General features: G+C 63.1%; 24 protein-coding genes, 1 tRNA gene and 1 pseudogene. 13 read left to right on the plus strand and 13 right to left on the minus strand.

Annotated elements, in window-relative coordinates; genetic code table 11:
* Positions 1-6 precede the first annotated feature (6 nt).
* Positions 7-246 carry a hypothetical protein gene (locus BM197_RS16160; RefSeq protein WP_143095090.1) on the plus strand — a complete coding sequence of 80 codons (240 nt, stop codon included), beginning with the start codon at positions 7-9 and terminating at the stop codon, positions 244-246.
* Between the two features lie 146 nt (positions 247-392).
* On the opposite strand, the gene mscL is transcribed toward BM197_RS16160, so the two are convergent.
* Positions 393-797, minus strand: coding sequence for a large conductance mechanosensitive channel protein MscL (gene mscL, locus BM197_RS15285; RefSeq protein WP_090713076.1), 405 nt, complete (start codon positions 795-797; stop codon positions 393-395).
* 38 nt (positions 798-835) lie between these two features.
* On the opposite strand from mscL, the gene BM197_RS16805 reads away from it, so the two are divergent.
* Positions 836-1,012: a hypothetical protein gene (locus BM197_RS16805; protein WP_342714592.1), complete on the plus strand. Its 177-nt coding sequence runs from the start codon at positions 836-838 to the stop codon at positions 1,010-1,012.
* Positions 1,013-1,074: 62 nt separating this feature from the next.
* Here BM197_RS16805 and BM197_RS16810 read toward each other — a convergent pair.
* A pseudogene (locus tag BM197_RS16810) lies at positions 1,075-1,167 on the minus strand (FmdB family zinc ribbon protein); the annotation flags it as partial.
* A gap of 59 nt (positions 1,168-1,226) precedes the next feature.
* On the minus strand, positions 1,227-1,808 hold the full coding sequence (locus BM197_RS15295; protein WP_090713080.1) for a 5-formyltetrahydrofolate cyclo-ligase: 582 nt from the start codon (positions 1,806-1,808) through the stop codon (positions 1,227-1,229).
* Positions 1,809-1,895: 87 nt separating this feature from the next.
* Between BM197_RS15295 and galU the strand changes: the two genes are divergently transcribed.
* From galU to ppk2, 5 genes are all read left to right on the plus strand, one after another.
* Complete coding sequence (gene galU, locus BM197_RS15300; protein WP_090713082.1) at positions 1,896-2,789, plus strand: UTP--glucose-1-phosphate uridylyltransferase GalU; 894 nt, start codon at positions 1,896-1,898, stop codon at positions 2,787-2,789.
* Positions 2,790-2,818: 29 nt separating this feature from the next.
* Complete coding sequence (locus BM197_RS15305; protein WP_177216860.1) at positions 2,819-3,484, plus strand: GNAT family N-acetyltransferase; 666 nt, start codon at positions 2,819-2,821, stop codon at positions 3,482-3,484.
* Between the two features lie 77 nt (positions 3,485-3,561).
* Positions 3,562-4,488, plus strand: a complete 927-nt coding sequence (locus BM197_RS15310) for a hypothetical protein (protein WP_090713084.1) — start codon at positions 3,562-3,564, stop codon at positions 4,486-4,488.
* A gap of 43 nt (positions 4,489-4,531) precedes the next feature.
* Positions 4,532-4,604, plus strand: a tRNA-Ala gene (locus BM197_RS15315).
* Between the two features lie 82 nt (positions 4,605-4,686).
* The gene (gene ppk2 / locus BM197_RS15320; RefSeq protein WP_090713139.1) at positions 4,687-5,511 is read left to right on the plus strand and encodes a polyphosphate kinase 2; all 825 of its coding nucleotides are present in this window, start codon (positions 4,687-4,689) and stop codon (positions 5,509-5,511) included.
* A gap of 14 nt (positions 5,512-5,525) precedes the next feature.
* Here ppk2 and BM197_RS15325 read toward each other — a convergent pair whose 3' ends face one another.
* Positions 5,526-6,386: an Fpg/Nei family DNA glycosylase gene (locus tag BM197_RS15325; protein WP_090713086.1), complete on the minus strand. Its 861-nt coding sequence runs from the start codon at positions 6,384-6,386 to the stop codon at positions 5,526-5,528.
* A gap of 103 nt (positions 6,387-6,489) precedes the next feature.
* Between BM197_RS15325 and BM197_RS15330 the strand changes: the two genes are divergently transcribed.
* Positions 6,490-6,921 (plus strand): hypothetical protein, encoded by a 432-nt coding sequence (locus BM197_RS15330; protein WP_090713088.1) that lies wholly within the window; start codon positions 6,490-6,492, stop codon positions 6,919-6,921.
* A gap of 8 nt (positions 6,922-6,929) precedes the next feature.
* Here the strand turns inward: BM197_RS15330 and BM197_RS16390 are convergent, their stop codons facing one another.
* From BM197_RS16390 to BM197_RS15345, 4 genes are all read right to left on the minus strand, one after another.
* Entirely contained in the window at positions 6,930-7,091 is a 162-nt protein-coding gene (locus BM197_RS16390; protein ID WP_177216861.1) for a hypothetical protein, read from the minus strand.
* 1 nt (position 7,092) lies between these two features.
* Positions 7,093-7,518, minus strand: a complete 426-nt coding sequence (locus tag BM197_RS15335) for a DUF1801 domain-containing protein (protein ID WP_090713090.1) — start codon at positions 7,516-7,518, stop codon at positions 7,093-7,095.
* Positions 7,519-7,729: 211 nt separating this feature from the next.
* The gene (locus BM197_RS15340) at positions 7,730-8,995 is read right to left on the minus strand and encodes a DUF445 domain-containing protein (RefSeq protein WP_090713092.1); all 1,266 of its coding nucleotides are present in this window, start codon (positions 8,993-8,995) and stop codon (positions 7,730-7,732) included.
* A gap of 57 nt (positions 8,996-9,052) precedes the next feature.
* Positions 9,053-10,000, minus strand: a complete 948-nt coding sequence (locus BM197_RS15345; protein ID WP_090713093.1) for a DUF4349 domain-containing protein — start codon at positions 9,998-10,000, stop codon at positions 9,053-9,055.
* Positions 10,001-10,262: 262 nt separating this feature from the next.
* Here BM197_RS15345 and BM197_RS15350 point away from each other — a divergent pair, with 262 nt between their 5' ends.
* The gene (locus tag BM197_RS15350) at positions 10,263-10,877 is read left to right on the plus strand and encodes an NADPH-dependent FMN reductase (RefSeq protein ID WP_090713095.1); all 615 of its coding nucleotides are present in this window, start codon (positions 10,263-10,265) and stop codon (positions 10,875-10,877) included.
* Between the two features lie 37 nt (positions 10,878-10,914).
* Here BM197_RS15350 and BM197_RS15355 read toward each other — a convergent pair whose 3' ends face one another.
* On the minus strand, positions 10,915-12,123 hold the full coding sequence (locus tag BM197_RS15355; RefSeq protein WP_090713097.1) for an MFS transporter: 1,209 nt from the start codon (positions 12,121-12,123) through the stop codon (positions 10,915-10,917).
* 377 nt (positions 12,124-12,500) lie between these two features.
* Here BM197_RS15355 and nrdH point away from each other — a divergent pair, with 377 nt between their 5' ends.
* The 4 genes from nrdH to nrdF all read left to right on the plus strand — a co-directional run bounded on the left by nrdH (position 12,501) and on the right by nrdF (position 16,371).
* Positions 12,501-12,734 (plus strand): glutaredoxin-like protein NrdH, encoded by a 234-nt coding sequence (gene nrdH / locus BM197_RS15360; RefSeq protein ID WP_090713099.1) that lies wholly within the window; start codon positions 12,501-12,503, stop codon positions 12,732-12,734.
* 98 nt (positions 12,735-12,832) lie between these two features.
* Complete coding sequence (gene nrdI, locus BM197_RS15365; protein WP_090713101.1) at positions 12,833-13,234, plus strand: class Ib ribonucleoside-diphosphate reductase assembly flavoprotein NrdI; 402 nt, start codon at positions 12,833-12,835, stop codon at positions 13,232-13,234.
* Between the two features lie 14 nt (positions 13,235-13,248).
* Positions 13,249-15,366: a class 1b ribonucleoside-diphosphate reductase subunit alpha gene (nrdE, locus tag BM197_RS15370; protein ID WP_090713103.1), complete on the plus strand. Its 2,118-nt coding sequence runs from the start codon at positions 13,249-13,251 to the stop codon at positions 15,364-15,366.
* Between the two features lie 30 nt (positions 15,367-15,396).
* Positions 15,397-16,371 carry a class 1b ribonucleoside-diphosphate reductase subunit beta gene (gene nrdF, locus BM197_RS15375; RefSeq protein WP_090713105.1) on the plus strand — a complete coding sequence of 325 codons (975 nt, stop codon included), beginning with the start codon at positions 15,397-15,399 and terminating at the stop codon, positions 16,369-16,371.
* Positions 16,372-16,993: 622 nt separating this feature from the next.
* Here nrdF and BM197_RS15380 read toward each other — a convergent pair.
* From BM197_RS15380 to BM197_RS15395, 4 genes are all read right to left on the minus strand, one after another.
* Entirely contained in the window at positions 16,994-17,806 is an 813-nt protein-coding gene (locus BM197_RS15380) for an ABC transporter permease (RefSeq protein ID WP_090713107.1), read from the minus strand.
* Positions 17,807-17,817: 11 nt separating this feature from the next.
* Positions 17,818-18,645, minus strand: a complete 828-nt coding sequence (locus BM197_RS15385; RefSeq protein WP_090713109.1) for an ABC transporter permease — start codon at positions 18,643-18,645, stop codon at positions 17,818-17,820.
* An 87-nt stretch (positions 18,646-18,732) separates the two neighbouring features.
* A complete protein-coding gene (locus tag BM197_RS15390) occupies positions 18,733-19,917 on the minus strand; it encodes an extracellular solute-binding protein (RefSeq protein ID WP_090713111.1) in 1,185 nt (394 codons plus the stop codon).
* Between the two features lie 51 nt (positions 19,918-19,968).
* Complete coding sequence (locus tag BM197_RS15395; protein ID WP_090713113.1) at positions 19,969-21,030, minus strand: ABC transporter ATP-binding protein; 1,062 nt, start codon at positions 21,028-21,030, stop codon at positions 19,969-19,971.
* Between the last annotated feature and the right edge of the window lie 20 nt (positions 21,031-21,050).

Genomic DNA, 21,050 nt, shown 5'->3' on the forward strand with positions numbered 1-21,050 from the left:
GAGGGTATGCCTGCCACTTCGCCCTCCGAGGAGAACCCCGATGCGCCGGTCGTCCGCCGCATCCGGGGGTCTCGTCGTGTGATCCGGCCAGGCGCCCCCGGCGCGGATCCCACGCCGCAGTCCAGTGCCCGGCCAACGGAGGGCGCCGTGCGTGCCGGGGAAGACACCGATGCCTCATGGGGTGCGGCCGGCGCCGACACCAATGATGCCCAGTTGAAGCAGGATGTCCCTCCGCACTGGGGCTGAACCAACACTTAACGACGAACCGCGAGCTGCCGAAGTTGCTCGCGGTTCGTCGTTTGCTCGTGAAGTCGCTGGCCCTTGACGTTTGCTCGGCCTTGGAGTTACTGGGCCTTGGAGTTACTGGCCCTTGGAGTTACTGGGCCTCAAAGTTACTGGCGCGCGGTGTTCCTGGCGAGAAGGTCCCGGATCTCGGTGAGGACGTCGATCTCGGTGACGGGGGTGTCCTCCCGGACCACTCCGGCCTTGCGCCTGGCGTCTGCGTGCTTCTTCATGGTGTTGATGGGAAGGACGAAGACGAAGTAGACGACAGCGGCGACGATGAGGAAGGTGAGGGACGCGCCGATCACTGCCCCGAACTTCAGCTCCGCCGATCCGATCGTGAGGATCAGGGACTTGTCCAGGCTGTCGGCCTGGAACAGCGCACCGATCAGCGGGTTGAAGATGTTCTGGACGATCGAGTTGACAACTCCGGTGAACGCGGCGCCGATGACGACAGCGACGGCAAGGTCTATGACGTTGCCGCGCATGATGAAGTCCTTGAAGCCTTTGAGCATGCGGGTCTCCCTCTTGAGGTGGTTGTCAGGCGGCGGGCGTGCTGGAAGAGCTTCCGGACGACGAAGCCGACGAAGCCGATGAGGCCGTCTTCTCCGACTTCGGCTCCGATTTCTTCGTCTCGGTATTCTTCGTCTCGGTGTTCTTCGATTCTGAGTTGCTCGATGCCGGCTTCTTCGACGTCTTGCTCTCAGACGCCCGCGAATCGTTGCGGTAGAAACCTGAGCCGTTGAAGCTCACCCCGACGGCGCTGAAGAGTTTGCGCAATTTGCCCTGGCAGGTCGGGCATTCGGTGAGGGAAGCGTCGGTGAAGGATTGCTGGATGTCGAACGCGGTGTCGCAGACAGTGCATTTGTACGAATAGGTGGGCATGGTGATTTCCTGGCTGGTTGCGGCAGTGTGCCGGGTCGGTCGTGCTGAAGTCGGGGAGGTCAGAAGTCGAGGATGCGCGACGGAGTGACCACGCCGTTCACCGGCTGGTCGTGCAGCTCGCGCGGAATGTCCGCATGGATCTCGGAATCGTAGACAACGGCGTACACGGGAGGGCACTTCTCCATCGATCCGAGTGTCTTGTCGTAATAGCCGCGCCCCCAACCCAGGCGTGTGCCGTCGGTGCCGATCGCGGCGGCGGGAACGATGATGAGATCGACATCGTTGATGGCGATGGGGCCGAGTGTGTCGCCGACGGGCTCAGGCATGCCGAACAAGCCCTGCTGCTCTTCCTCGCCTTCAGTTCCGACGGTCCAGTCGAGCAGCCCGTCTTCGCGGCTGACGGGGAAGAGTACACGGATGTTCTGGGCAAGTGCCCAATTCACGAACGGCCGGGTGTCTGGCTCTGTGGGCGACGACAAGTAGCAGGAGATGCTCCGGGCGTCGAGGCCCGTGACGAGGGAGACGAGGTTGTTCGTCACACCGATCGTCGCTTTCTCCCGCTCGTTGGTGGTGAGGTTCTGCCGTCGCTCGCGTAGTTCGGCGCGCATTGCGCGCTTCTGATGATCCGCGGGGGTGGGCATGTGCCCATTCTAAACGGCGGATGCCGGTCTGCCAGCATCCGCACGTCGGGTTGTCCCCATAAAATGTGTGGCCACTACGATTGAGCCATGTCGCCATCTGTACGAAAAGTAGTCATTCCAGCCGCAGGCCTCGGAACCCGCTTCCTTCCGGCCACCAAAGCGATGCCGAAGGAGATGCTTCCGGTCGTCGACAAGCCGGCAATCCAGTACGTGGTTGAAGAAGCGGTCAGTGCGGGGCTCAACGATGTACTGATGATCATCGGGCGCAACAAGAACGCGCTCGCCAACCACTTTGACAGCGTCATCGAGCTGGAACTCGCGCTCGAAAAAAAGGGCGACACGAACCGGCTCGACCGGGTGGTCGAGTCGAGCGAGCTCGCCGACATCCACTTCCTGCGCCAGGGAGACCCGCGCGGCCTTGGGCACGCCGTCTCCCGTGCCAGGCGGCACGTCGGCAACGAGCCATTCGCCGTGCTGCTCGGTGACGATCTCATCGACGCCAGGGACCCGCTCCTGACCAAGATGATCGCCGAGCAGGAGAGCCGACAGGCCACGGTCATCGCGCTCATGGAGGTGGACCCGTCCACGATCCACATGTACGGCTGCGCGGCGGTCGAGGAAACCGACACCCCGGACGTCGTTCGCGTGACTGGCCTGGTCGAGAAGCCCGCCCCTGAGGATGCCCCGTCCAATCTCGCCATCATCGGCCGGTATGTTCTCACTCCCGAAGTGTTCGACATCCTCGATCGGACAGCGCCGGGCAAGGGCGGCGAAATCCAGCTCACGGACGCTCTCCAGGAACTCGCAGCAGACGAGTCGATCGCCGGCGGAGTGTATGGAGTGATTTTCCGCGGCCGCCGTTACGACACCGGCGACCGTCTCGACTACATCAAAGCCATCATCCAGCTCGCGTCCGATCGTGAAGACCTCGGCGTCGACCTGAAGCCGTGGCTCAAGGACTTCGCCGCCAAACTCAACTAGATCGCCTTATTGCCCGAAGGAGAACCACGGTGGCCCAATTCGCGCCTGTGCTGAATGACGGAGTGATCACCGTCCGGCCGGTCCGCGTGCGCGATGCGAAGGTGATCGAGCACGAGTTGCTCAGTAACCGCTCGTGGTTGCGGCCGTGGGAGGCGACCAGCCCGTACGCGCCGCGTTCCTTCGACATGCGCTCGAGCATCCGTTCACTCCTCTCGAACGCGCGGGCGGGCGGCGGACTCCCTCTCGTGATGGAATACGAAGGTGAGATCGCCGGCCAGCTGAACGTGTCAGGCATCACCTACGGTTCGCTGTCGTCGGCGACGCTGGGTTATTGGGTGTCTGAGCGGTTCGCCGGGCGTTCGGTCACGCCGACGTCGGTCGCCCTCGCCACGGACTACTGCTTCACCGAGATGGGGCTCCACCGGATGGAGATCTGCATTCGGCCCGAGAACGCGCCGAGCCTTCGAGTGGTCGAGAAGCTTGGGTTCCGGTATGAGGGGTTCCGGCGGCGGTACATCCATATCAACGGTGACTGGCGCGACCATTTCTGCTTCGCGCTCGTCCGCGAAGAAGTTCCGCAAGGGGTGCTTCGCCGCTGGCAGGCCGGTGAGGTGCCGGCAGACGCCGCCGACGTCCCCGCGGTCGACCGGGTGGCCTCGCAGACGCCTCTGCTGCCACCGCCGGCACTTTTCTGAACCTTCAACCTCAACTTTCGGGTGACACACCCGTCGCAATGAGAAAGAAAGCGCGAAAGCGCTCGTAGTTTAGAGCCATGACTGGTGGCGGGCTCCTGAGCGGCGGAATTGTCTTCGCTGTCGCCGCTGTGCTCTGGATCGTCTATCTGCTGCCGACGTGGCTGCGCCGGAGCGAGTATCTCGCCACGGAACGCAACGCCATCCGCTTGCAGCAGACCCTCCGAATCCTGGCCGAGACGGCTGAGGTTCCCGCCGAGATCCGCGTCGAAGCCACCGCCCGCAACGTTGCCGAACAGCAGAAGGTTCTCAAGCGCGTCGAGGCCGAAGCTCGTGAGCGGGCACGCCTGGAGGCAACAGCATCCGTCGAAGCCGCTCGAGCCAACGCATCCGCAGAAATCGCGGCGCTGAGGGCCCAGCCGCGCGTCCGCATCGCCCGAGCACGTCGTCGCGCCCGGCTCACGGCTACAACGGTGCTCTTCCTCTCCCTCGTCGCCGCCGCTGTTGGCGGCTGGATGTTCGCCACCGCAGGGTCTGCCCTCCTCCTCGCCACCGCCAGCGGAACCGGGTTCCTGGCGCTCGCCACGATCGTCCGAATGGCGAAAGTCGGCAAGCGTATGACCAGGGCCGCGGCGCCGGCCAGGACCGTTGAGCGTCAGGCCGTGTTCGAGCCGGTCGAATTCGAGGCAAGCGCCCCGGCGACGACAACCTGGACCCCCATGCCGCTGCCGAAGCCGCTTCACCTCTCTCACGGCTCGTCTGCCGCTGAGGCGATCGCGCAGGCTGATGCGCACGCTGCTCTGCGCCGGGCTGCCGTCGCGCAGGTCATGGCCGCCCGTGCCGCTGAGCAGGCCCCGGTGGTGCCGTCAATCGTTGCTGCCGTGGAGGAGAGCGTCCCGGCGGCCGTCGCTCCGAGTCGCTTCGCCGGGATGGGGATCGTCGACGAGGCGGAACTGGCACCGACAGACGTCAACGCGATCCTCCAGCGTCGTCGCATCGCCAGTTAGTGAATCGCACGCGCCCGATCGCGTGATAATCTTGACGACACCAGGGCCTATGGCGCAGTTGGTAGCGCGCCTCGTTCGCATCGAGGAGGTCAGGAGTTCGAATCTCCTTAGGTCCACCCTGTAGAGAATCGCCGAGTTCGTGTTTGCCCGTCACCGCCGGACGCTGGATGTCCAGCGTCCGAGTTGGAAGGGCACATGATGTCCGGTTCGAAGAAGAAGGCCAAGAAGAACAAACGCCTCGCCAAGGCGTTGTACGAGGCTGAACTGACCCGACTGCAGGTCGAGCTTGTCACCATGCAGCGCTGGGTCACGGCAACGGGCGCTCGAGTGCTCGTCCTGTTCGAAGGACGTGACGCCGCAGGTAAGGGCGGCGCGATCAAACGCATCGTGCAGTACCTCAACCCCCGCTCGGCGCGGGTCGTCGCGCTTCCCACCCCGAGCGAACGCGAACGTGGACAGTGGTACTACCAGCGGTACATCGAACGGCTCCCGACAGCCGGGGAGATCGTACTGATGGACCGCTCCTGGTACAACCGGGCCGGTGTCGAAAAGGTGATGGACTACTGCACGGTCGAGGAGTACGAGCGGTTCCTCGAGCAGACCCCCGTCCTCGAGCGGATGCTCGTCGATGACGGCATCATCCTCGTCAAGTACTGGTTCTCCGTCTCAGACACTGAGCAGGAGAAGCGGTTCAAGTCGCGCCTCCAGGACCCGGTACGGCGGTGGAAGCTGTCTGAAACGGACCTCGCATCGATCACCAAGTGGGAGGACTACTCCCAGGCGAAGGACGCCATGTTTGCCGCAACCGACACCCCGGAAGCGCCGTGGTGGACGGTGGAGAGCGACGATAAACGCTCGTCGAGACTGAACACGATCGCGCACCTGCTCTCACAGGTGCCGTACGAGCAAAGCGAGCCAGCCAAGGTGAAAATCCCCGAACGCCCGGACGCCAATGAAACGGACCGTCCGGACATCGACGAACAGAACTTCGTTCCCGACCACGCCGGGTCGTTGTCGGCCTGATCCTGTGAGGCCGGTCACTTGAGCAGCCGGGAAAGAACCCGGTCGGCGAGCGGCTTACCCCCGGTCTGGCAGGTCGGGCAGTACTGGAACGTGGAGTCGGAGTAGATCACCTGCCTGATCATGTCGCCGCACACCGGGCACGGTTCACCGGTGCGTCCGTGGACCTGCAGCCCCGATTTCTTCTCTCGCTTCAGGTCCGATGCGGCCAGGCCGTCGGCTCGCGAAATCGCCTCAGCGAGGGTGAACTGCAGCGCCATGAAGAGCCGCGAGGCATCGTCGTCGCTCATCGCAGCGGGTTTGAACGGAGACATCCGTGCCGAGTGCAGTATCTCGTCCGAGTAGGCGTTGCCGATGCCGGCGATCAGTGACTGGTTACGCAGCACTCCCTTGATCTGGGATCGCCCCGCCGATTTGAGGATGCGGGCGAACACCTCCTCGGTGAATTCCGGTGCCAAAGGATCGGGGCCCAGCCGGGCGATCCCCTGGACCTCGGCCGGACTCCGGACGAGGTACACCGCGAGGCTCTTCTTCGTCCCGGCCTCGGTGATGTCGAAACCGGAGCCGTCGTCGAGCACCAGCCGGGCGGCAAGGGCGGTGCGGCCGGGTTTGCCTGTTGGCGCAGGAGGATCGTCGCGCCACCGGATCCAGCCGGCCCTCGCCAGGTGGAAGATCAGGTGGACGTCGTCGACGGTGATGTCGAGGAACTTGCCGTGCCGCGTTACGCCGCGGACGACTCGGCCGTTCAGCGCGCTCACCGGCGGATCGAAGGTCTTGAGCGCGGCGAACGAAACCATGTCGAGTCGATCGACTGTGCGGCCGCTCAGGCGCGTGCCAAGGTCGGTCACGAGCGCGTGGACCTCTGGAAGCTCTGGCACGGTCCCAGTCTCTGCCAGCCCACCGACATCCGTCCAGTGGGAATCAGGCTCCGGTCGCGCTGCCTCACTAAACTGGGACTACTAGCGAGGGGGAGGGGCAGCCATGTTCGAGAACGCTGGATGGATTTGGGGTATCGCCATCGTCGCGATGCTCGTGGTCGTGATCGCCCTGTTCGGTAAGCGACTCAAAGGCGTCTTCTCCGCCGAGGGGTCAGCGCGATTCGACACGACCGAGATTCCGCCGGATGATCCTGAAACGCGCGAGTTCATTGTGCGTGACGACCAGACCGGTTCACGGCTGCAATTCGTGACACTGCACGAGCAGGGTCGGGTTGTCAGCATCGTTGTGCCAGCCAAACACCTGCGTACCGGCGTGGAGGTCGACCTCTTCGAGGCGGCCCTGCCGTCAGCGCCACAGGTGCTCCGCTGGACCTGGCCACAGACGACCCCCGACGGTTACGCCGCGCTGCAGATCATCGCCATGCGGATGCCGCAGCTCGAGTTCGTAGACGCACAGGGAAACCGCGTTCCCTGAACCGTGAGCTAACTGCTCTCCAATGGTGTGTCGCAACGCCAGCAGGCCTCCAGCGAGGTGTCGACGAGGGCTCCGCACACGTCGCAGACCCGGTTGAGCCAGCAGACCGGCTCGCCGCCGGTCTCCGTCTGAGTATCCTCCGCCTGGCCGTCGGCGCTGTTGTTGGTCATTTCAGGCGTGGGAGTCGAGAGAACCTTCGGCCTCGGCGTGGGCGTGCGCGATGAGTTCACGCAGCACGTCGGTGTCGACGTCGTCGAGTCGTTTGATGTAGACGCATCCCTTACCGAGGGTGTGTTTTCCGAGCCCGGAGAGGAGTTCAGCGCTGCGGGCGTGCCCTTGCAGGCCGTAGAGGGTCAGCGCGGTCTTTCTCGGCGCGAACCCGACCTTCATCGTGTCGCCTTCGTGGCCTGATGCGTAACGGTAGTGGAATGAGCCGAATCCGATCATCGTCGGACCCCACCGTTTCGGCGGCTCGCCGGTCGCCTCGGCCATCAGCCGGAGCAGTCGATCGGCGTCGTCGCGTTTACGTTCGTCCCCGATCCCGTCAATGAGCGCCTGCGGATCCTCGTCGGTCTGCTGTGTCTTCGGAGCGGCCATGCCTCATCGTGGCACCGGTGAACGCCGCAGGTCAACGGCGCCTGTCGCGAGAGCCGCTTCGTAGTGTCCGACAAGCCGGGTGCAGAGAACCGGCCGTGCGTCACACCGTTCACTGGGGCAGAAGGTTTCGGCGACAACCGCGACTCTCATGGTGTGAGCATGCCGCCGATGCGACGGGACAACGACCCCCGGGTGAATGGCCGGTGAAGCCTCAGCCGCCGAACAGGACGGAAGCGACAGTGAAGATCACGAGCCCCGCCAGGGCACCGACGACCGTGCCGTTGATGCGGATGAACTGGAGGTCCTTACCGACCTGCAGTTCGATCTTCTCGCTGGTCTCCTGCGGGTCCCACCGTTCGATGGTGTCGGTGATCACGCTCGCAATGTCGTGGCGGTGGTTGCCGACAAGCGACACCGCGGCATCCGTCACCCAGTCATCGACCTTGCCGGCGAGCCGGTCGTCGCGTTGAAGGCGCTCGCCGACGTCGACGAGGGTCGCGGCCAGTTGCTGTCGCAGGCTGCTTGTCGGGTTCTCGAGGGAAACGATGAGCGCCTCCCGCGTCGTGTTCCAGGCCCGCGCTGCGAGGTCGCGCACGCGCGGGCTGTCGAAAACCTCGGATTTGGCGCGTTCGAGTGCCGCGATCGTCTCAGGATCGTCCTGCAGCTTCCTGGCGAGCTCGAAGAGGTAGGTGTCAATGGCGACCCGGGCCGGGTGTCTCGGGTCGAGCCGGGCGCGTCGGACGAAGTCAACGGCTTCGCGGTAGATCCGCTCGTCGACCAGCCGGTCGACGAAGGACGGCACCCAGGTGGGCAGGCGAGCAGACACCAGCCGGGAGAAGGCCGCCGGGTTGGCGGTCATCCACTCATCCAGCCCGTCGAGGAGCAGGTTCACAGCGCTGTGGTGGCCTCCCTCTGCGATGAGGCGTTCACCCCAGGCGCCGACGTGTTCGCTCCAGCCCGGGTCGATAAGGTGCGTTCGGGTGATCTGTTCGACGACGTCCTGGACGTTCTCATCGTCCAGGAGTTCGAGCATGCCCCGACCGGCCGTGGCAGCGTCGTCGGCCACCCGGGTGGCGTTCTCGGGCCGGGCCAGCCACGCGCCGACGGTGCGGCCGAGCCCGATCGACTCGAGCTTCTGCCGAACCACCCCTGCCGAAAGGAAGTTCAGTTCAACGAACTCGCCGAGAGTTGCGCCGATCTCATTCTTGCGACGGGGAATGATCGCCGTGTGCGGGATTCTCAGGCCGAGCGGATGCCGGAACAGCGCGGTCACGGCGAACCAGTCCGCGATCGCCCCGACCATGCCGCCCTCGCTGGCCGCCCTCACCCAGGCAAGCCAGGGGATTTCGTCTTGCAGGGCGAACGAGAAGCAGAAAATGACCGCCATCACTCCGAGCAGCGCGGTCGCCGTGCGCTTCATCCGGGTGAGGGCGACCCGTCGTTCGGCGTCCGCCGGGCTGTCGATCAGTATCGTCATTCGCCCATCGTATGCGCGCGTCCGGGGAGGTCAGGCGGGGTTGCGATCGGCCGCGGATCACTCGTGGGTGGGCGTCGGATCCGCCGCCGGCGCCGCCTGCGGCGGCAGCGGTGGACGCGGCGGCAGGGGCGGTTGCTGGTAGCCGGCCGGCCCAGGCGGCACGCCTGGCGTACGCCTGCGCCGCACGAACCAGAGGATCAGGATCGCCACCAGCCCGAGCGGGATGAGCCAGGGGAGCAGCACGCCGAGGACGACCAGAAGCCCGCCGAAGAACGCCACCAGGGCCTGGAAGCCAACGATCACGCCGCCCCAGAAGTCGCCGGGAGCCGCCCCAGCGACCTCTCCCGGAGTGGTGATGAACATCTCGATCGCCGCGTAGTCCACCATGTCCTTCAGCGAGTCCCGCTGCGCGACGAGCCCGTCCAGCTCGGTCTGGCGTTCGGACAGCGCCGACTCGAGGTCGATCAGATCGGCGGTCGTCGTCGCCTGGGACATCAGGGTAAGCAAGCGCTGAACACCCGTCTCGAGGGCGGCGATTCTCGCGTCGAGGTCGGCGGACTGCGTCGTGACATCCGTCTGGCTGAGCGATGAACGAACCAGCTCACCGAGCGCCTTCAGTTCAACAAGAGTGGTGTCGAGGCTTTCGGACGGTACGCGAAGTACGAGCTGGGCAGATCCGTGCCGGGAATCCTCGGTGGGGGAGTCCATTCGCCTGTCCACATGTCCATCCGCGTCGAGTGCCACCTCCACGGCCTTGTCCGCCGCAGCGATGGGGTTCTGCGAAGTGAGCGAAATCGAGGCGGTACTGACCACCTGACGGTCAGCTGCCTCTTCACCCACAGGGCCCTGAACGCCAGGTTCGGCCACCGTTCCGCCGTCTGACGAGACGCCATTGTCCGACGAGGAGCCAACGGAACAGCCGGCAAGTGCAAGGCACGAGAGGAGCAGGGCAGCAAGGGGAGCTCTGCGGGCGGTTCTGCGTCGTCGCGTCACGGTGGGAGCCATGCCCTCACTCTAGAAGCGGGCAACACGCGGAAGAAGGGCGGCTGCTCACGGTACTGTCACGATTCGGTCGGGCCGCGACGTGGGCTACCCGACACTACGAATTGTGACATCCACCCATTAGTGGGGGGTTGCGGGAGCAAAGTAGTAGGGGATGCTTGAGGTCACGTATCGAGGGTTGCCCCACCCGACTGCCGCTGTACCTTCCCGAAAATCCCGCGAGGACTGCTGCCCCCAGTATTCGCCTTTGCTGGAGAGAACCCCTATGTCTATACGTACTTTCGATCGAGGACCCGAAACCCCGATCAAACTCATGGTCGTCATCGGCAGTGTCCGCCCCGGCCGCATCGGACTTTCCGTCGCGTTGTGGGTGCACGAGCACATCACCGACCGCGGCGGATTCGAGATCGATTTCGTCGATCTCGCGGAACTGAACCTTCCGATGGTCGACGAACTGCGCCTCCCAAAGACGCAGCAGTACGGCCGCAGGCACACGGAAGCGTGGAGCGCTCGCGTCGAGCAGGCGGATGCCTTCCTCTTCGTCTCACCCGAAATCAACTCCAGCTTTTCTCCAGCGCTCAAGAACGCCCTCGACTTTTTGTTCCACGAATGGGGCCGCAAGCCGGTTGGGCTCGTCAGCTATGGCGGGCGAGGCGGAGGCGCATTCGCCACTGCAGCGCTGCGACCGGTTCTTTCAGACCTGCAACTGATCGCCGCCAGCTCTTACATCGACATCGCGCGCGCCTCCACCCAGGTGGAGGACGGCTTCTTCATCCCCGAGGAGCAGCAAACCGCGCGGCTGGACAACCTGCTCGACGAACTGAACGCACTCGCTCCTGCGTTGCGTTCCATGCGCGAGTCCGCACTCGTTGCCGGTTAGCGTTCCTCGTTGAAACGCCAACCTCAGGTCCACTCCGTCACACGGAGTGGACCTGAATCGGTTCTGTGTCCGGGATCGGGCTGGCGTCGCGCCCACGAAGGTCCGGGTGCCAGCGCTTCCCGAGGAGCGGCACGAGGAAACCGAGGAAGGCGAACGCCGCCGCTGCCCAGAACGCGCCGACGGCTCCGTTCTGGTCGATGAGGAGTCCTGCAGCGGCCGAACCGAGTGCCGCCCCGATGAGCTGTCCGGTGCCAACCCAGCCGTATGCCTCTGCCGTGTCGCTGAACTTCACACTCGCTGAGACGATCGCGAAGAGCACGGCAAGCGCGGGCGCGATGCCGATCCCGGCCACGAACAGCGTAATCGAGAGAAGAAGGGCATCGGAGAAGAAGATCGACACGGCGATCCCGGTGAAGACGATGAACATGCGCCTGGCCAGCGCCCACGGACCGATGGGGATGTGGCCGAGAGCCAGGCCACCGGCCAGGCTGCCGAGGGAGAAGATGCCGAGAACGATGCCAGCGTCGAGCCCCTCGTGGCCGAACGTAGCGACAACCCCGGCTTCCAGGGCGGCACATGCCCCGATGAGCAGGAATCCGACAACGGTGGCAAGGAGTACCGGTGGGCGTTTCAGCACCTGGCCGATTTTGCGTCTGCTGCGCGGGATGCGCACGCGGCTCACCTCGGGCGAGGAGATGAACCAGGCGCCACCGAAGACCATGATCAGGGCCGCGGTTAGGATTCCCCAGTCTGTACCGACCTGAGTGGAGATGAACGTCGTGATGACGGGGCCGAGCACCCAGATGATCTCCTGGGCAGACGCGTCGAGGGAGAACAACGGAGTGAGTTGCTTGGAGTTCACCATCTTGGGGTAGATGGTGCGAACGGCTGGCTGGATCGGGGGAGTGGCGAGCCCTGAAACGAGGGCCAGTGCCATATAGCCGGGCACGGGCATGTCGACCAGGGCAATGGCGGTGACGGTCACCACGCACACGACCAGGGTGAGCACGAGCACGCGGCGCATTCCCCAGACACCCATCCACCTGCTGGTGAGCGGGCCGGCGGCAGCCTGCCCTACGCTCGCCGCAGCAAGCACGAGGCCTGCAGCGCCGTAGGAGCCGGTGACCTGCTCGACGTGGAGAAGAAACGCGAGCGACAGCATCCCGAACGGAAAACGGGCGACGAGCTGGGCGGCGATGATTCGAGCGACGCCTGACGTTTTCAACAGGCTCGAGTATCCGCTCATGGGTCCAATTCTAGGGAGGTGCGACTGGCACCGATTGACGGATGCCCCGCGGCTCACGACACGCCGTCGTGAACCCACTTCGGGAAATTAAATGTCAGTGGTGCGTCGTAGCGTGAGAACTGTGGAGAACCACCCAGGAGGGCTCAGGAATCTGCTTCTTTCCGCACTTCATGAGGTTGAAAAGACTGTGGATAAAAGGGTGGACAAATGGTGGAGAACGGAACAAATCGGTGGAATCAGCTGTTGATAACTACAGGCGTGTAACTACTACTGGTTGGGGTGCTCCCCAAAGCGACCAACTATATGTAGTATTGGACAACCGGCAAGCCAGTGCCGCACCGCAATAGGTGGAAAGAAAGAAGAAGGGCCCCAGTTCGATGACAATCACGGTCTACACCAAGCCTTCGTGCGTCCAGTGCACCGCGACGTATCGCGCACTCGACAACAAGGGGCTCGAGTACGAAATCCTCGACCTTTCGGCTGACGAAAACGCGCTCGAGGCCGTCAAGGCGCTCGGGTACCTCCAGGCGCCCGTCGTCATCACCGATGAGGACCACTGGTCCGGTTTCCGCCCGGACAAGATCAACGAACTGGCTTCGCGCCTCGCGTAACGCCGGCCCTCGATCCCGACCCGGGTGCTCGGCTTGTCGACGTGCGATCACCTCGAACCTTCGCAGAAACACCCCGTTGAAGTAAGGCAGTGAATCCCATGACGAAGCTGGTGTATTTCTCCAGCGTCTCGGGCAATACCCATCGCTTCATCGACAAGCTTGGCGTGCCTGCGGCCAGGATCCCGCTGCACGCCAAAGAGCCCGCCCTGACGGCGGACGAACCCTTCGTGCTCGTCACCCCCACCTATGGAGGGGGAGACGGGCGCGGTGCTGTACCCAAACAGGTGATCCGTTTTCTCAACGATGAGAAAAATCGGAAGCTCCTTCGAGGAGTGATCGCCGCAGGCAACACCAATTTCGGTTCGGCATACGGCCTGGCCGGAGACGTCATCTCCGCCAAATGCCAGGTGCCGAACCTGTATCGCTTTGAAGTATTCGGAACACCAGACGACGTTCGCGTCGTTCACGAAGGATTGGAATCATTTTGGCTGGAACAGTAATCACCGAGGTCCCTATGGACACCGGTATGGATTATCACTCGCTCAACGCGATGCTCAACCTCTACGGGCCGAACGGTGAAATCCAGTTCGAGAAGGACCGCGAAGCTGCCAGGGAGTTCTTCCTGCAGCACGTCAACCAGAACACGGTGTTCTTCCACTCGCTCCGCGAACGGCTCGACTATCTGGTCGAGAAGGAGTACTACGAGAAGGCTGTCATCGACGCCTACTCGTTCGACTTCATCACGAAGCTCAACGACCTCGCCTACTCGAAGAAGTTCCGCTTCCAGACCTTCCTCGGTGCCTTCAAGTACTACACCTCGTACACGTTGAAGACGTTCGACGGAAAGCGTTACCTCGAGCGGTTCGAGGACCGCGTCGTCATGACGGCGCTCGGCCTCGCCCAGGGCGATGAAGACCTGGCGACGGCGCTCGTCGAAGAGATCATCGCCGGCCGTTTCCAGCCGGCAACGCCGACGTTCCTCAACTCCGCCAAAGCCCAGCGGGGTGAACTCGTCTCCTGCTTCCTGCTGCGGATCGAAGACAACATGGAGTCGATCTCGCGCGGCATCAACTCGTCGCTCCAGCTCTCGAAGCGCGGCGGCGGTGTCGCTCTGCTCCTGTCGAACATCCGTGAGGCCGGTGCTCCGATCAAGCAGATCGAGAACCAGTCCAGCGGCATCATCCCCGTGATGAAGCTCCTTGAAGACTCCTTCAGCTACGCCAACCAGCTGGGCGCGCGCCAGGGTGCCGGTGCCGTCTACCTGCAGGCCCACCACCCCGACATCATGCGGTTCCTCGACACGAAGCGTGAGAACGCCGATGAGAAGATCCGGATCAAGACGCTCTCGCTCGGCGTGGTCGTCCCTGACATCACCTTCGAACTCGCCAAGAAGGGTGAGGACATGTACTTGTTCTCGCCGTATGACGTCGAGAAGGTCTACGGCGTGCCGTTCGGTGACATCTCTGTTACCGAGAAGTACTACGAGATGGTCGACGACGCGCGCATCAAGAAGACGAAGATCAAGGCGCGCGACTTCTTCCAGACACTCGCAGAGATCCAGTTCGAATCCGGCTACCCGTACATCATGTTCGAGGACACTGTGAACAAGGCGAACCCGATCGAGGGTCGCATCAACATGTCGAACCTCTGCTCGGAGATCCTCCAGGTCAACACGCCGACGACCTACAACGCCGACCTGTCGTACGACGTCATCGGCAAGGACATCTCGTGCAACCTCGGTTCGATGAACATCGCCCTGTCGATGGACTCGCCGAACTTCGGCCGCACGGTCGAAACGGCTATCCGCGGTCTCAGCTCCGTCTCTGACCAGAGCCACATCGAGTCGGTCCGTTCGATCGAAGACGGCAACGACAAGTCGCACGCCATCGGCCTCGGCCAGATGAACCTGCACGGCTACCTCGCCCGTGAGCGCATCTACTACGGCTCCGAAGAGGGCATCGACTTCACGAACATCTACTTCTACACGGTGCTGTACCACGCGCTGCGGGCATCCAACCGGATCGCGATCGAGCGCGGTACCGCGTTCGACGGGTTCGAAAAGTCGACGTACGCGTCGGGCGAATTCTTCAACAAGTACACCGACCAGGTGTGGGTGCCGGCGACCGAGCGCGTGGCGGAGCTGTTCGCGAACTCGGCCGTTGAAATCCCGACGCAGGCCGACTGGACCGCGCTGAAGGCATCCGTCATGGAGCACGGCATCTACAACCAGAACCTGCAGGCCGTGCCGCCGACCGGGTCGATCTCGTACATCAACAACTCGACCTCGTCGATCCACCCGATCGCGTCGAAGATCGAGATCCGCAAGGAAGGCAAGCTCGGTCGCGTCTACTACCCGGCGCCGTTCATGACGAACGACAACCTGGACTACTACCAGGATGCCTACGAGATCGGTGCCGAGAAGATCATCGACACCTACGCTGCCGCGACCCAGCACGTGGACCAGGGCCTGTCGCTGACGCTGTTCTTCAAGGACACCGCCACGACGCGCGACATCAACAAGGCGCAGATCTACGCATGGCGCAAGGGCATCAAGACGATCTACTACATCCGTCTTCGCCAGCTCGCGCTTGAGGGCACCGAGGTTGACGGCTGCGTCAGCTGCATGCTCTAGCCTCGACCTCTTTGACAACTAAGGAACACAATGATTGAGAAGCTCAAGCTGGTCGACCACGTCCAGGCGATCAACTGGAACAAGATCGAGGACGAGAAGGACGTCGAGGTCTGGAACCGCCTTGTCAACAACTTCTGGTTGCCCGAGAAGGTGCCGCTGTCGAACGACATCCAGTCGTGGAACACGCTGACTCCGGAGGAGCAGCAGCTCACGATGCGGGTCTTCACCGGTCTCACGCTGCTGGACACCCTCCAGGGAACCGTTGGCGCCGTTTCGCTGATTCCGGATGCGATCACCCCGCACGAAGAGGCGGTGTACACCAACATCGCGTTCATGGAGTCGGTGCACGCCAAGAGCTACTCCTCGATCTTCTCGACGTTGTGCTCCACCAAAGAGATCGACGAGGCGTTCCGGTGGTCGGTCGAGAACGAGAACCTTCAGAAGAAGGCCGCGATCGTCATGGACTACTACACCGGTGATGACCCCCTCAAGCGCAAGGTCGCTTCGACCCTGCTCGAGTCATTCCTGTTCTACTCCGGTTTCTACCTGCCGATGTACTGGTCGAGCCGCGCCAAGCTCACCAACACGGCCGACATGATCCGTCTCATCATTCGTGACGAGGCGGTGCACGGGTACTACATCGGGTACAAGTTCCAGAAGGGTCTCGAGAAAGAGACCGAGGAGCGCCGCCAGGAGATTAAGGACTACACGTTCAACCTCCTGTTCGAGCTCTATGACAACGAGGTGCAGTACACGCAGGACCTCTACGACACGGTCGGACTGACCGAGGACGTCAAGAAGTTCCTGCACTACAACGCCAACAAGGCGCTGATGAATCTCGGCTACGAGCCGATGTTCCCGAAGGCGGTCACCGACGTGAACCCGGCGATCCTGTCGGCGCTCTCGCCGAACGCAGACGAGAACCACGACTTCTTCTCAGGGTCGGGTTCGTCGTATGTCATCGGCAAGGCCGTTGTCACCGAAGACGAGGACTGGGACTTTTAAGAGGTCTGGCTTGTAAAATACCTGATCAGGGTGTAGAAATAGCTCGCATTTCTGATTTGGCCCTGATGTTCAGAGAGGTTCGTGGAAGAGAAGGACCGGCATGGACTTGAGTTCCCGCTCGGGTAGGCACGCAGGGTCCGGGCTTGAGGCGTCAATTCCCGAGCTGGTTTCTCTCGCTGATGAGTGCTCCATGTCGCCCTTCGAGCGGGACGGTCTCCGGCGTCGATGTGGGTCGGCCGGGTAAAAGGCCCGCTCAGACGCGGTCTAAGAAGCTTTCACGCCCTCGACCACACTTCTTGAGGGCCAGGCTTGGGCTAGATAGATGCCGCCCCATAGGGTGCTCGGCTTCCTCGACGGTACGCTCACGGGAGCCCATTTGCGCGCTACCGAACCTCTCGGGCTGAGCTTGGAGGCGAGTGAGCAGCCAGCCGGCTCCACCCCTTCCGTCGCTTCGCGGAACGTGAACGCGGTCCCCGGAACCGACTGTTGAGTGAACTCCTGTCGGAATTACGGAGCCATCAACTGAGCTCGGCCTCAGCAGGGTGTGTCGGGAGTGGTCAAGGGCTACCGGCAGGGTCATCTGTATTCGCCGACTGTTGGAGTAAGCCCGCTCAGCGGTTAGTCAGTTGCGGTCGCCGATCTCCCGTCCTAAGCGCTGCGACGCCCATACGGGGAGGAGCGAGAAGAGGATCACAATTGTGGCGACCACGTTGACCGTGCTGGCTTCATTGGGGCGGGCCATCTGGTTCATCATCCATAGGGGCAGTGTGTCGACGCCTGCGGGCGCGGTGAAGATCGTGACGACCACTTCGTCGAACGACAGAGCGAAGGCCAGGATGCCGCCGGCGATGAAGGCAGAGCGGAACTGCGGGAATGTGACGAGGCGAAATGTCTGCCACGGGGTGGCGCCGAGGTCGCGGGATGCTTCCTCCACGTTCGGGCTCAACCGGCGCAGCCGGGCAAAGACGTTGTTGAACACCATGACGATGCAGAAGGTTGCGTGGGCGATGATCATCCCGAAGTAGCCGACCTGGATTCCGATCGGCTCGAGCAGCTGGTTGTAAGTGTTGTTGAGCGCGACGCCGGTGACGACGCCGGGGAGGGCGATCGGGAGCACGATCAGCAGGCTGACGCTCTGCTTGCCGAAGAAGGAGTGCCTCTGCAGCGCGAAGGCGACGAGGGTGCCGAGCACGAGGGCCACGGCGGTCGCGCCGAGTCCGACGAGCACCGAGTTCAGAAGCGCTGCGCGGATCGGCTCGCTGGCGAATGCCTTGCCCCACCACTCGAGTGAGAAGTCGCGGATCGGCCAGCTCGCGATGCGCGCGGCGTTGAACGAGTTGAGGACGACAAGCAGGAGGGGTACGTACATGAACACCAGAACGACTGTGACGATGGTGCCGAGGCCGATTCGGGCTCCGCGGGAAAGTCTGAGCATGAAAGTACTCCCTACATCCGCTCGAGCGCGCCGGTGCGCTGCACGCTGAGCAGATAGACGACGACGAAGGCAATGGGCACGACCGCGAAGGCAGCGGCAACCGGCGGGTTGAGATTTATGTTCGACGCAATGATGCTCCCGATCATCTGGGTCGAACCGCCGACGAACTTCGCGGCGATGTAGTCGCCGAGGCTGAGCGAGAAGGTGAAAATTGATCCCGCGATGATCGCCGGCTTGATAAGGGGCAGCACAATGGTGCGGATTGTCCTCCACGCACCCGCGCCGAGGTCGGCTGACGCGTCGAAGAGGTTGGCTGGGAGCTGGCGGATCGCCGTGTAGACCGGAATGGCCATGTACGGCAGCCACAGGTAGGTGAGAGTGAGGATGACTGTGGTGACGCTGAAGCTCGGACCGGTGATCCCGAACGGCCCCAGGGCCCAGTTGAAGAATCCCTCGTCGGTGAACGTCACCCGCATTGCAAGGATCTTGACGAGGTATCCAGCCCAGAGCGGCAGGGTGATCGCGACTGCGAGGAGGCCACGAAGCCACGGTTTCGCGATCTTGGCCATGAAGATGCCCAGAGGAACGGAGATCAGCATGCAGAGGGCGGTCACAGCGAGGGCGATCAGCAGCGTCCGGACGGCTGTTGACAGGTAGGCCGGGTTCACGATCAGCTGTTCGAAGTTGCGCAGTGTGAAGCCGGGTTTGACCTTCGACGTGAAGGGGTCGGTCGTCCAGAACGCGGTCGCGAGAAGCATGATGAGCGAGAAGATGTAGATGCCGACGAGCCAGAACATCGGCAGGGCGAGCAATCCCGCAAGCTGTGTGCGACGCTTCATGGGCGTTCCCTTTCGAATCGATGATGCGGCCGGTGACGGCCAGAGGAGGTGGGGCGGCGCAGACTGGCGCCGCCCCACCTCACGGGGCTATCCCTTGACGGTCAGCCAGGCGTCGGTCCACTCCTGGAAGTTTGTGCACTGCACGTCGGTGCGTCCGTCGATGCACTGCTCGATAGGGGTGGTCCAGAACCACACCTTCTTGAAGTACTCCTCGTCGGTGGCGTTGAAGTAATCGCAGTGTGCCTTTGCTTCGTCATTGAGGTCACAGAATGCGGCGTTGGCGGGAGCCATGCCGAAGCCCATTGCGATCTGGCCGTTGACTTCCGGTGCGCTGGTGTAGTCCATCCACGCGTACGCGCAGTTGGGGCTGTCGGATTCGGCCGAGAGCATCCACGCGTCTGACCAGCCGGTCGATCCTTCCTCGGGCAGCACGCTCTTGAACTTCTCGTCTTCGGTGAGCTTGCGCAGGATCTCCCACGACGTACCGACCACGGTGTTGCCGCCCGCGAACGACGTAATCTGCGCAGCAGGGTCAGCCCAATATTCGGACACGATCTTGTTCTGCTGCTTGAGAAGGTCGATCGCCGCAGCGAGCTGTTCCTTGTCGAGTGCGTAGGGGTTCTTGATACCGAGGTCAGGCTCGTGAGCCATCAGGTAGACGGCGGCGTCCGCGATGTAGATGGGTGCGTCGTACGCAATGATCTGGCCGGCGTACGGGCTGTCTGGCTCCCAGGCGACCGACCAACTGGTGGGCTCCTCTGTGACGACCTCGCTGTTGTACTGCAGGATGTTCGCACCGCGGCCGATCGGAACGCCGTAGGACTTTCCATTGATCGTGTCGTAGATCTGGCCCTTCATACCCTCGACGATGTCATCGCCGAAGTTCGGGACTAGATCAAGATTCAACGGAGCGACATCGCCACCGGCGATGAGTCGCAGGCTCGCGTCGCCCGACGCCGTCACCAGGTCGTAGTCTCCGGTGCGCATGAGCTGAACCATCTCGTCACTGGTGCCCGCGACGCGACGGTTGACGGTGCATCCCGTCTCCTTGGTGAAATCATCAGACCAGGCAGGCTCCACGAAGCCGCTCCACGCGACGATGTCGAGTGAGTCCTCGAAGTCGCCGATCTTTTCGTGCGTCGGCAGATCGGGAACGTCGATCTTGAGTGCGCCTCCAGCGGAGTCGGACTCGTCAGCGCTCGCGGTACAGCCGGTCAGCGCGAGAGCGGCGACCGCAACGACTGCGGCGCCGGTGAAGAACCTGCTTTTCATGGACTACTCCTTGTGTCGGTATCTCTGGGTGGAAGGGTGATGCGGGTGAAGTCAGGGCAAGGTCGCCGAGTGGTCGTCTGTCCACGCCACGCGAACCCGGTCGCCGCGACGAACCTCGACGTCGGCCGCCGGGTGGTGACTGTTCTGGGTTTCGGTGATCAGGCGTAGCCCATCGGCCGTGTCGACGAGAACGCGGGTCGTGGGTCCGGTGTAGACGATTTCGGCGACTGTGCCCGCGAGAACGATGTCGTTGCCGGATGTGGCGTCCGCGTCGGTCAGCAGACGGACGCGCTCCGGCCGCACGCTGACCACGCGGGCCTGACCGGTCAGTTGCTCCACTGTGCGAGCCGGGATGATGTTGGAGAGTCCGAGGAACCGGGCAACGAACTCCGTCTGTGGGTACTCGTACACCTCGCGGGCTGTGCCGATCTGCTCGATCCGGCCGTTGTTGAAGACCGCGACCCGGTCGCTCAGCGTGAGAGCTTCCTCCTGATCGTGTGTCACGAAGATGAAGGTAATCCCGACCTCTCGCTGGATGCTCTTGAGCTCGATCTGCATCTCTTCGCGGAGCTGTTTGTCCAGCGCACCGAGCGGCTCATCCAGTAGCAGCACGCGAGGACGGAGAATCAGGGCTCGGGCGAGAGCGATGCGCTGCCGCTGACCGCCAGAGAGCTGGTGGGGCAGGCGTGAAGACACATGCTCAAGACGAACCTGTGCGATCGCACTTGAGACGGCATCCGAGCGGTCGCTCTTCGACTGCCCGCGAACTCGAAGCCCGTAAGCGACATTTTCGGCGATCGTCAGATGCGGAAAGAGGGCGTAGTCCTGGAAGACGGTGTTGACCGGGCGCTGGTGCGGAGGCACCCGCGTGAGGTCTTCGCCGCCGATACGGATGCTGCCGCTTGTCGTGTCTTCGAAGCCAGCGATCATTCGGAGAACGGTGGTTTTGCCGGATCCGGACGGTCCGAGCATTGACAGGAACTCGCCCTGGGGCACGTTGAGGTCGAGGTCCCGCACGGCTGTCATGTCGCCGAAGGTCTTCGTCACTCCGGTGAGGGATACATCTCCCGCAGCCGTCGTTGAGGCCATGGTGGCGGCGATGGGTGACGACATGCAGTGCTCCTAGGGACGAC

Origin of the sequence: Mycetocola miduiensis, from assembly GCF_900115155.1 — a bacterium.
GTDB classification, from domain to species: Bacteria; Actinomycetota; Actinomycetes; order Actinomycetales; family Microbacteriaceae; genus Mycetocola_A; species Mycetocola_A miduiensis.

Coding starts and splice junctions, on each gene's coding strand:
- nrdE (WP_090713103.1), top strand. CDS start 13,249: ATGGACACCGGTATGGATTATCACTCGCTCAACGCGATGCTCAACCTC.
- BM197_RS15350 (WP_090713095.1), top strand. CDS start 10,263: ATGTCTATACGTACTTTCGATCGAGGACCCGAAACCCCGATCAAACTC.
- BM197_RS15390 (WP_090713111.1), bottom strand. CDS start 19,917: ATGAAAAGCAGGTTCTTCACCGGCGCCGCAGTCGTTGCGGTCGCCGCT.
- BM197_RS16160 (WP_143095090.1), top strand. CDS start 7: ATGCCTGCCACTTCGCCCTCCGAGGAGAACCCCGATGCGCCGGTCGTC.
- BM197_RS15385 (WP_090713109.1), bottom strand. CDS start 18,645: ATGAAGCGTCGCACACAGCTTGCGGGATTGCTCGCCCTGCCGATGTTC.
- BM197_RS15295 (WP_090713080.1), bottom strand. CDS start 1,808: ATGCCCACCCCCGCGGATCATCAGAAGCGCGCAATGCGCGCCGAACTA.
- BM197_RS15355 (WP_090713097.1), bottom strand. CDS start 12,123: ATGAGCGGATACTCGAGCCTGTTGAAAACGTCAGGCGTCGCTCGAATC.
- BM197_RS15335 (WP_090713090.1), bottom strand. CDS start 7,518: ATGGCCGCTCCGAAGACACAGCAGACCGACGAGGATCCGCAGGCGCTC.
- BM197_RS16390 (WP_177216861.1), bottom strand. CDS start 7,091: ATGACCAACAACAGCGCCGACGGCCAGGCGGAGGATACTCAGACGGAG.
- nrdF (WP_090713105.1), top strand. CDS start 15,397: ATGATTGAGAAGCTCAAGCTGGTCGACCACGTCCAGGCGATCAACTGG.
- BM197_RS15395 (WP_090713113.1), bottom strand. CDS start 21,030: ATGTCGTCACCCATCGCCGCCACCATGGCCTCAACGACGGCTGCGGGA.
- mscL (WP_090713076.1), bottom strand. CDS start 797: ATGCTCAAAGGCTTCAAGGACTTCATCATGCGCGGCAACGTCATAGAC.
- nrdI (WP_090713101.1), top strand. CDS start 12,833: ATGACGAAGCTGGTGTATTTCTCCAGCGTCTCGGGCAATACCCATCGC.
- BM197_RS15380 (WP_090713107.1), bottom strand. CDS start 17,806: ATGCTCAGACTTTCCCGCGGAGCCCGAATCGGCCTCGGCACCATCGTC.
- BM197_RS15310 (WP_090713084.1), top strand. CDS start 3,562: ATGACTGGTGGCGGGCTCCTGAGCGGCGGAATTGTCTTCGCTGTCGCC.
- nrdH (WP_090713099.1), top strand. CDS start 12,501: ATGACAATCACGGTCTACACCAAGCCTTCGTGCGTCCAGTGCACCGCG.
- galU (WP_090713082.1), top strand. CDS start 1,896: ATGTCGCCATCTGTACGAAAAGTAGTCATTCCAGCCGCAGGCCTCGGA.
- ppk2 (WP_090713139.1), top strand. CDS start 4,687: ATGTCCGGTTCGAAGAAGAAGGCCAAGAAGAACAAACGCCTCGCCAAG.
- BM197_RS15345 (WP_090713093.1), bottom strand. CDS start 10,000: ATGGCTCCCACCGTGACGCGACGACGCAGAACCGCCCGCAGAGCTCCC.
- BM197_RS15340 (WP_090713092.1), bottom strand. CDS start 8,995: ATGACGATACTGATCGACAGCCCGGCGGACGCCGAACGACGGGTCGCC.
- BM197_RS15330 (WP_090713088.1), top strand. CDS start 6,490: ATGTTCGAGAACGCTGGATGGATTTGGGGTATCGCCATCGTCGCGATG.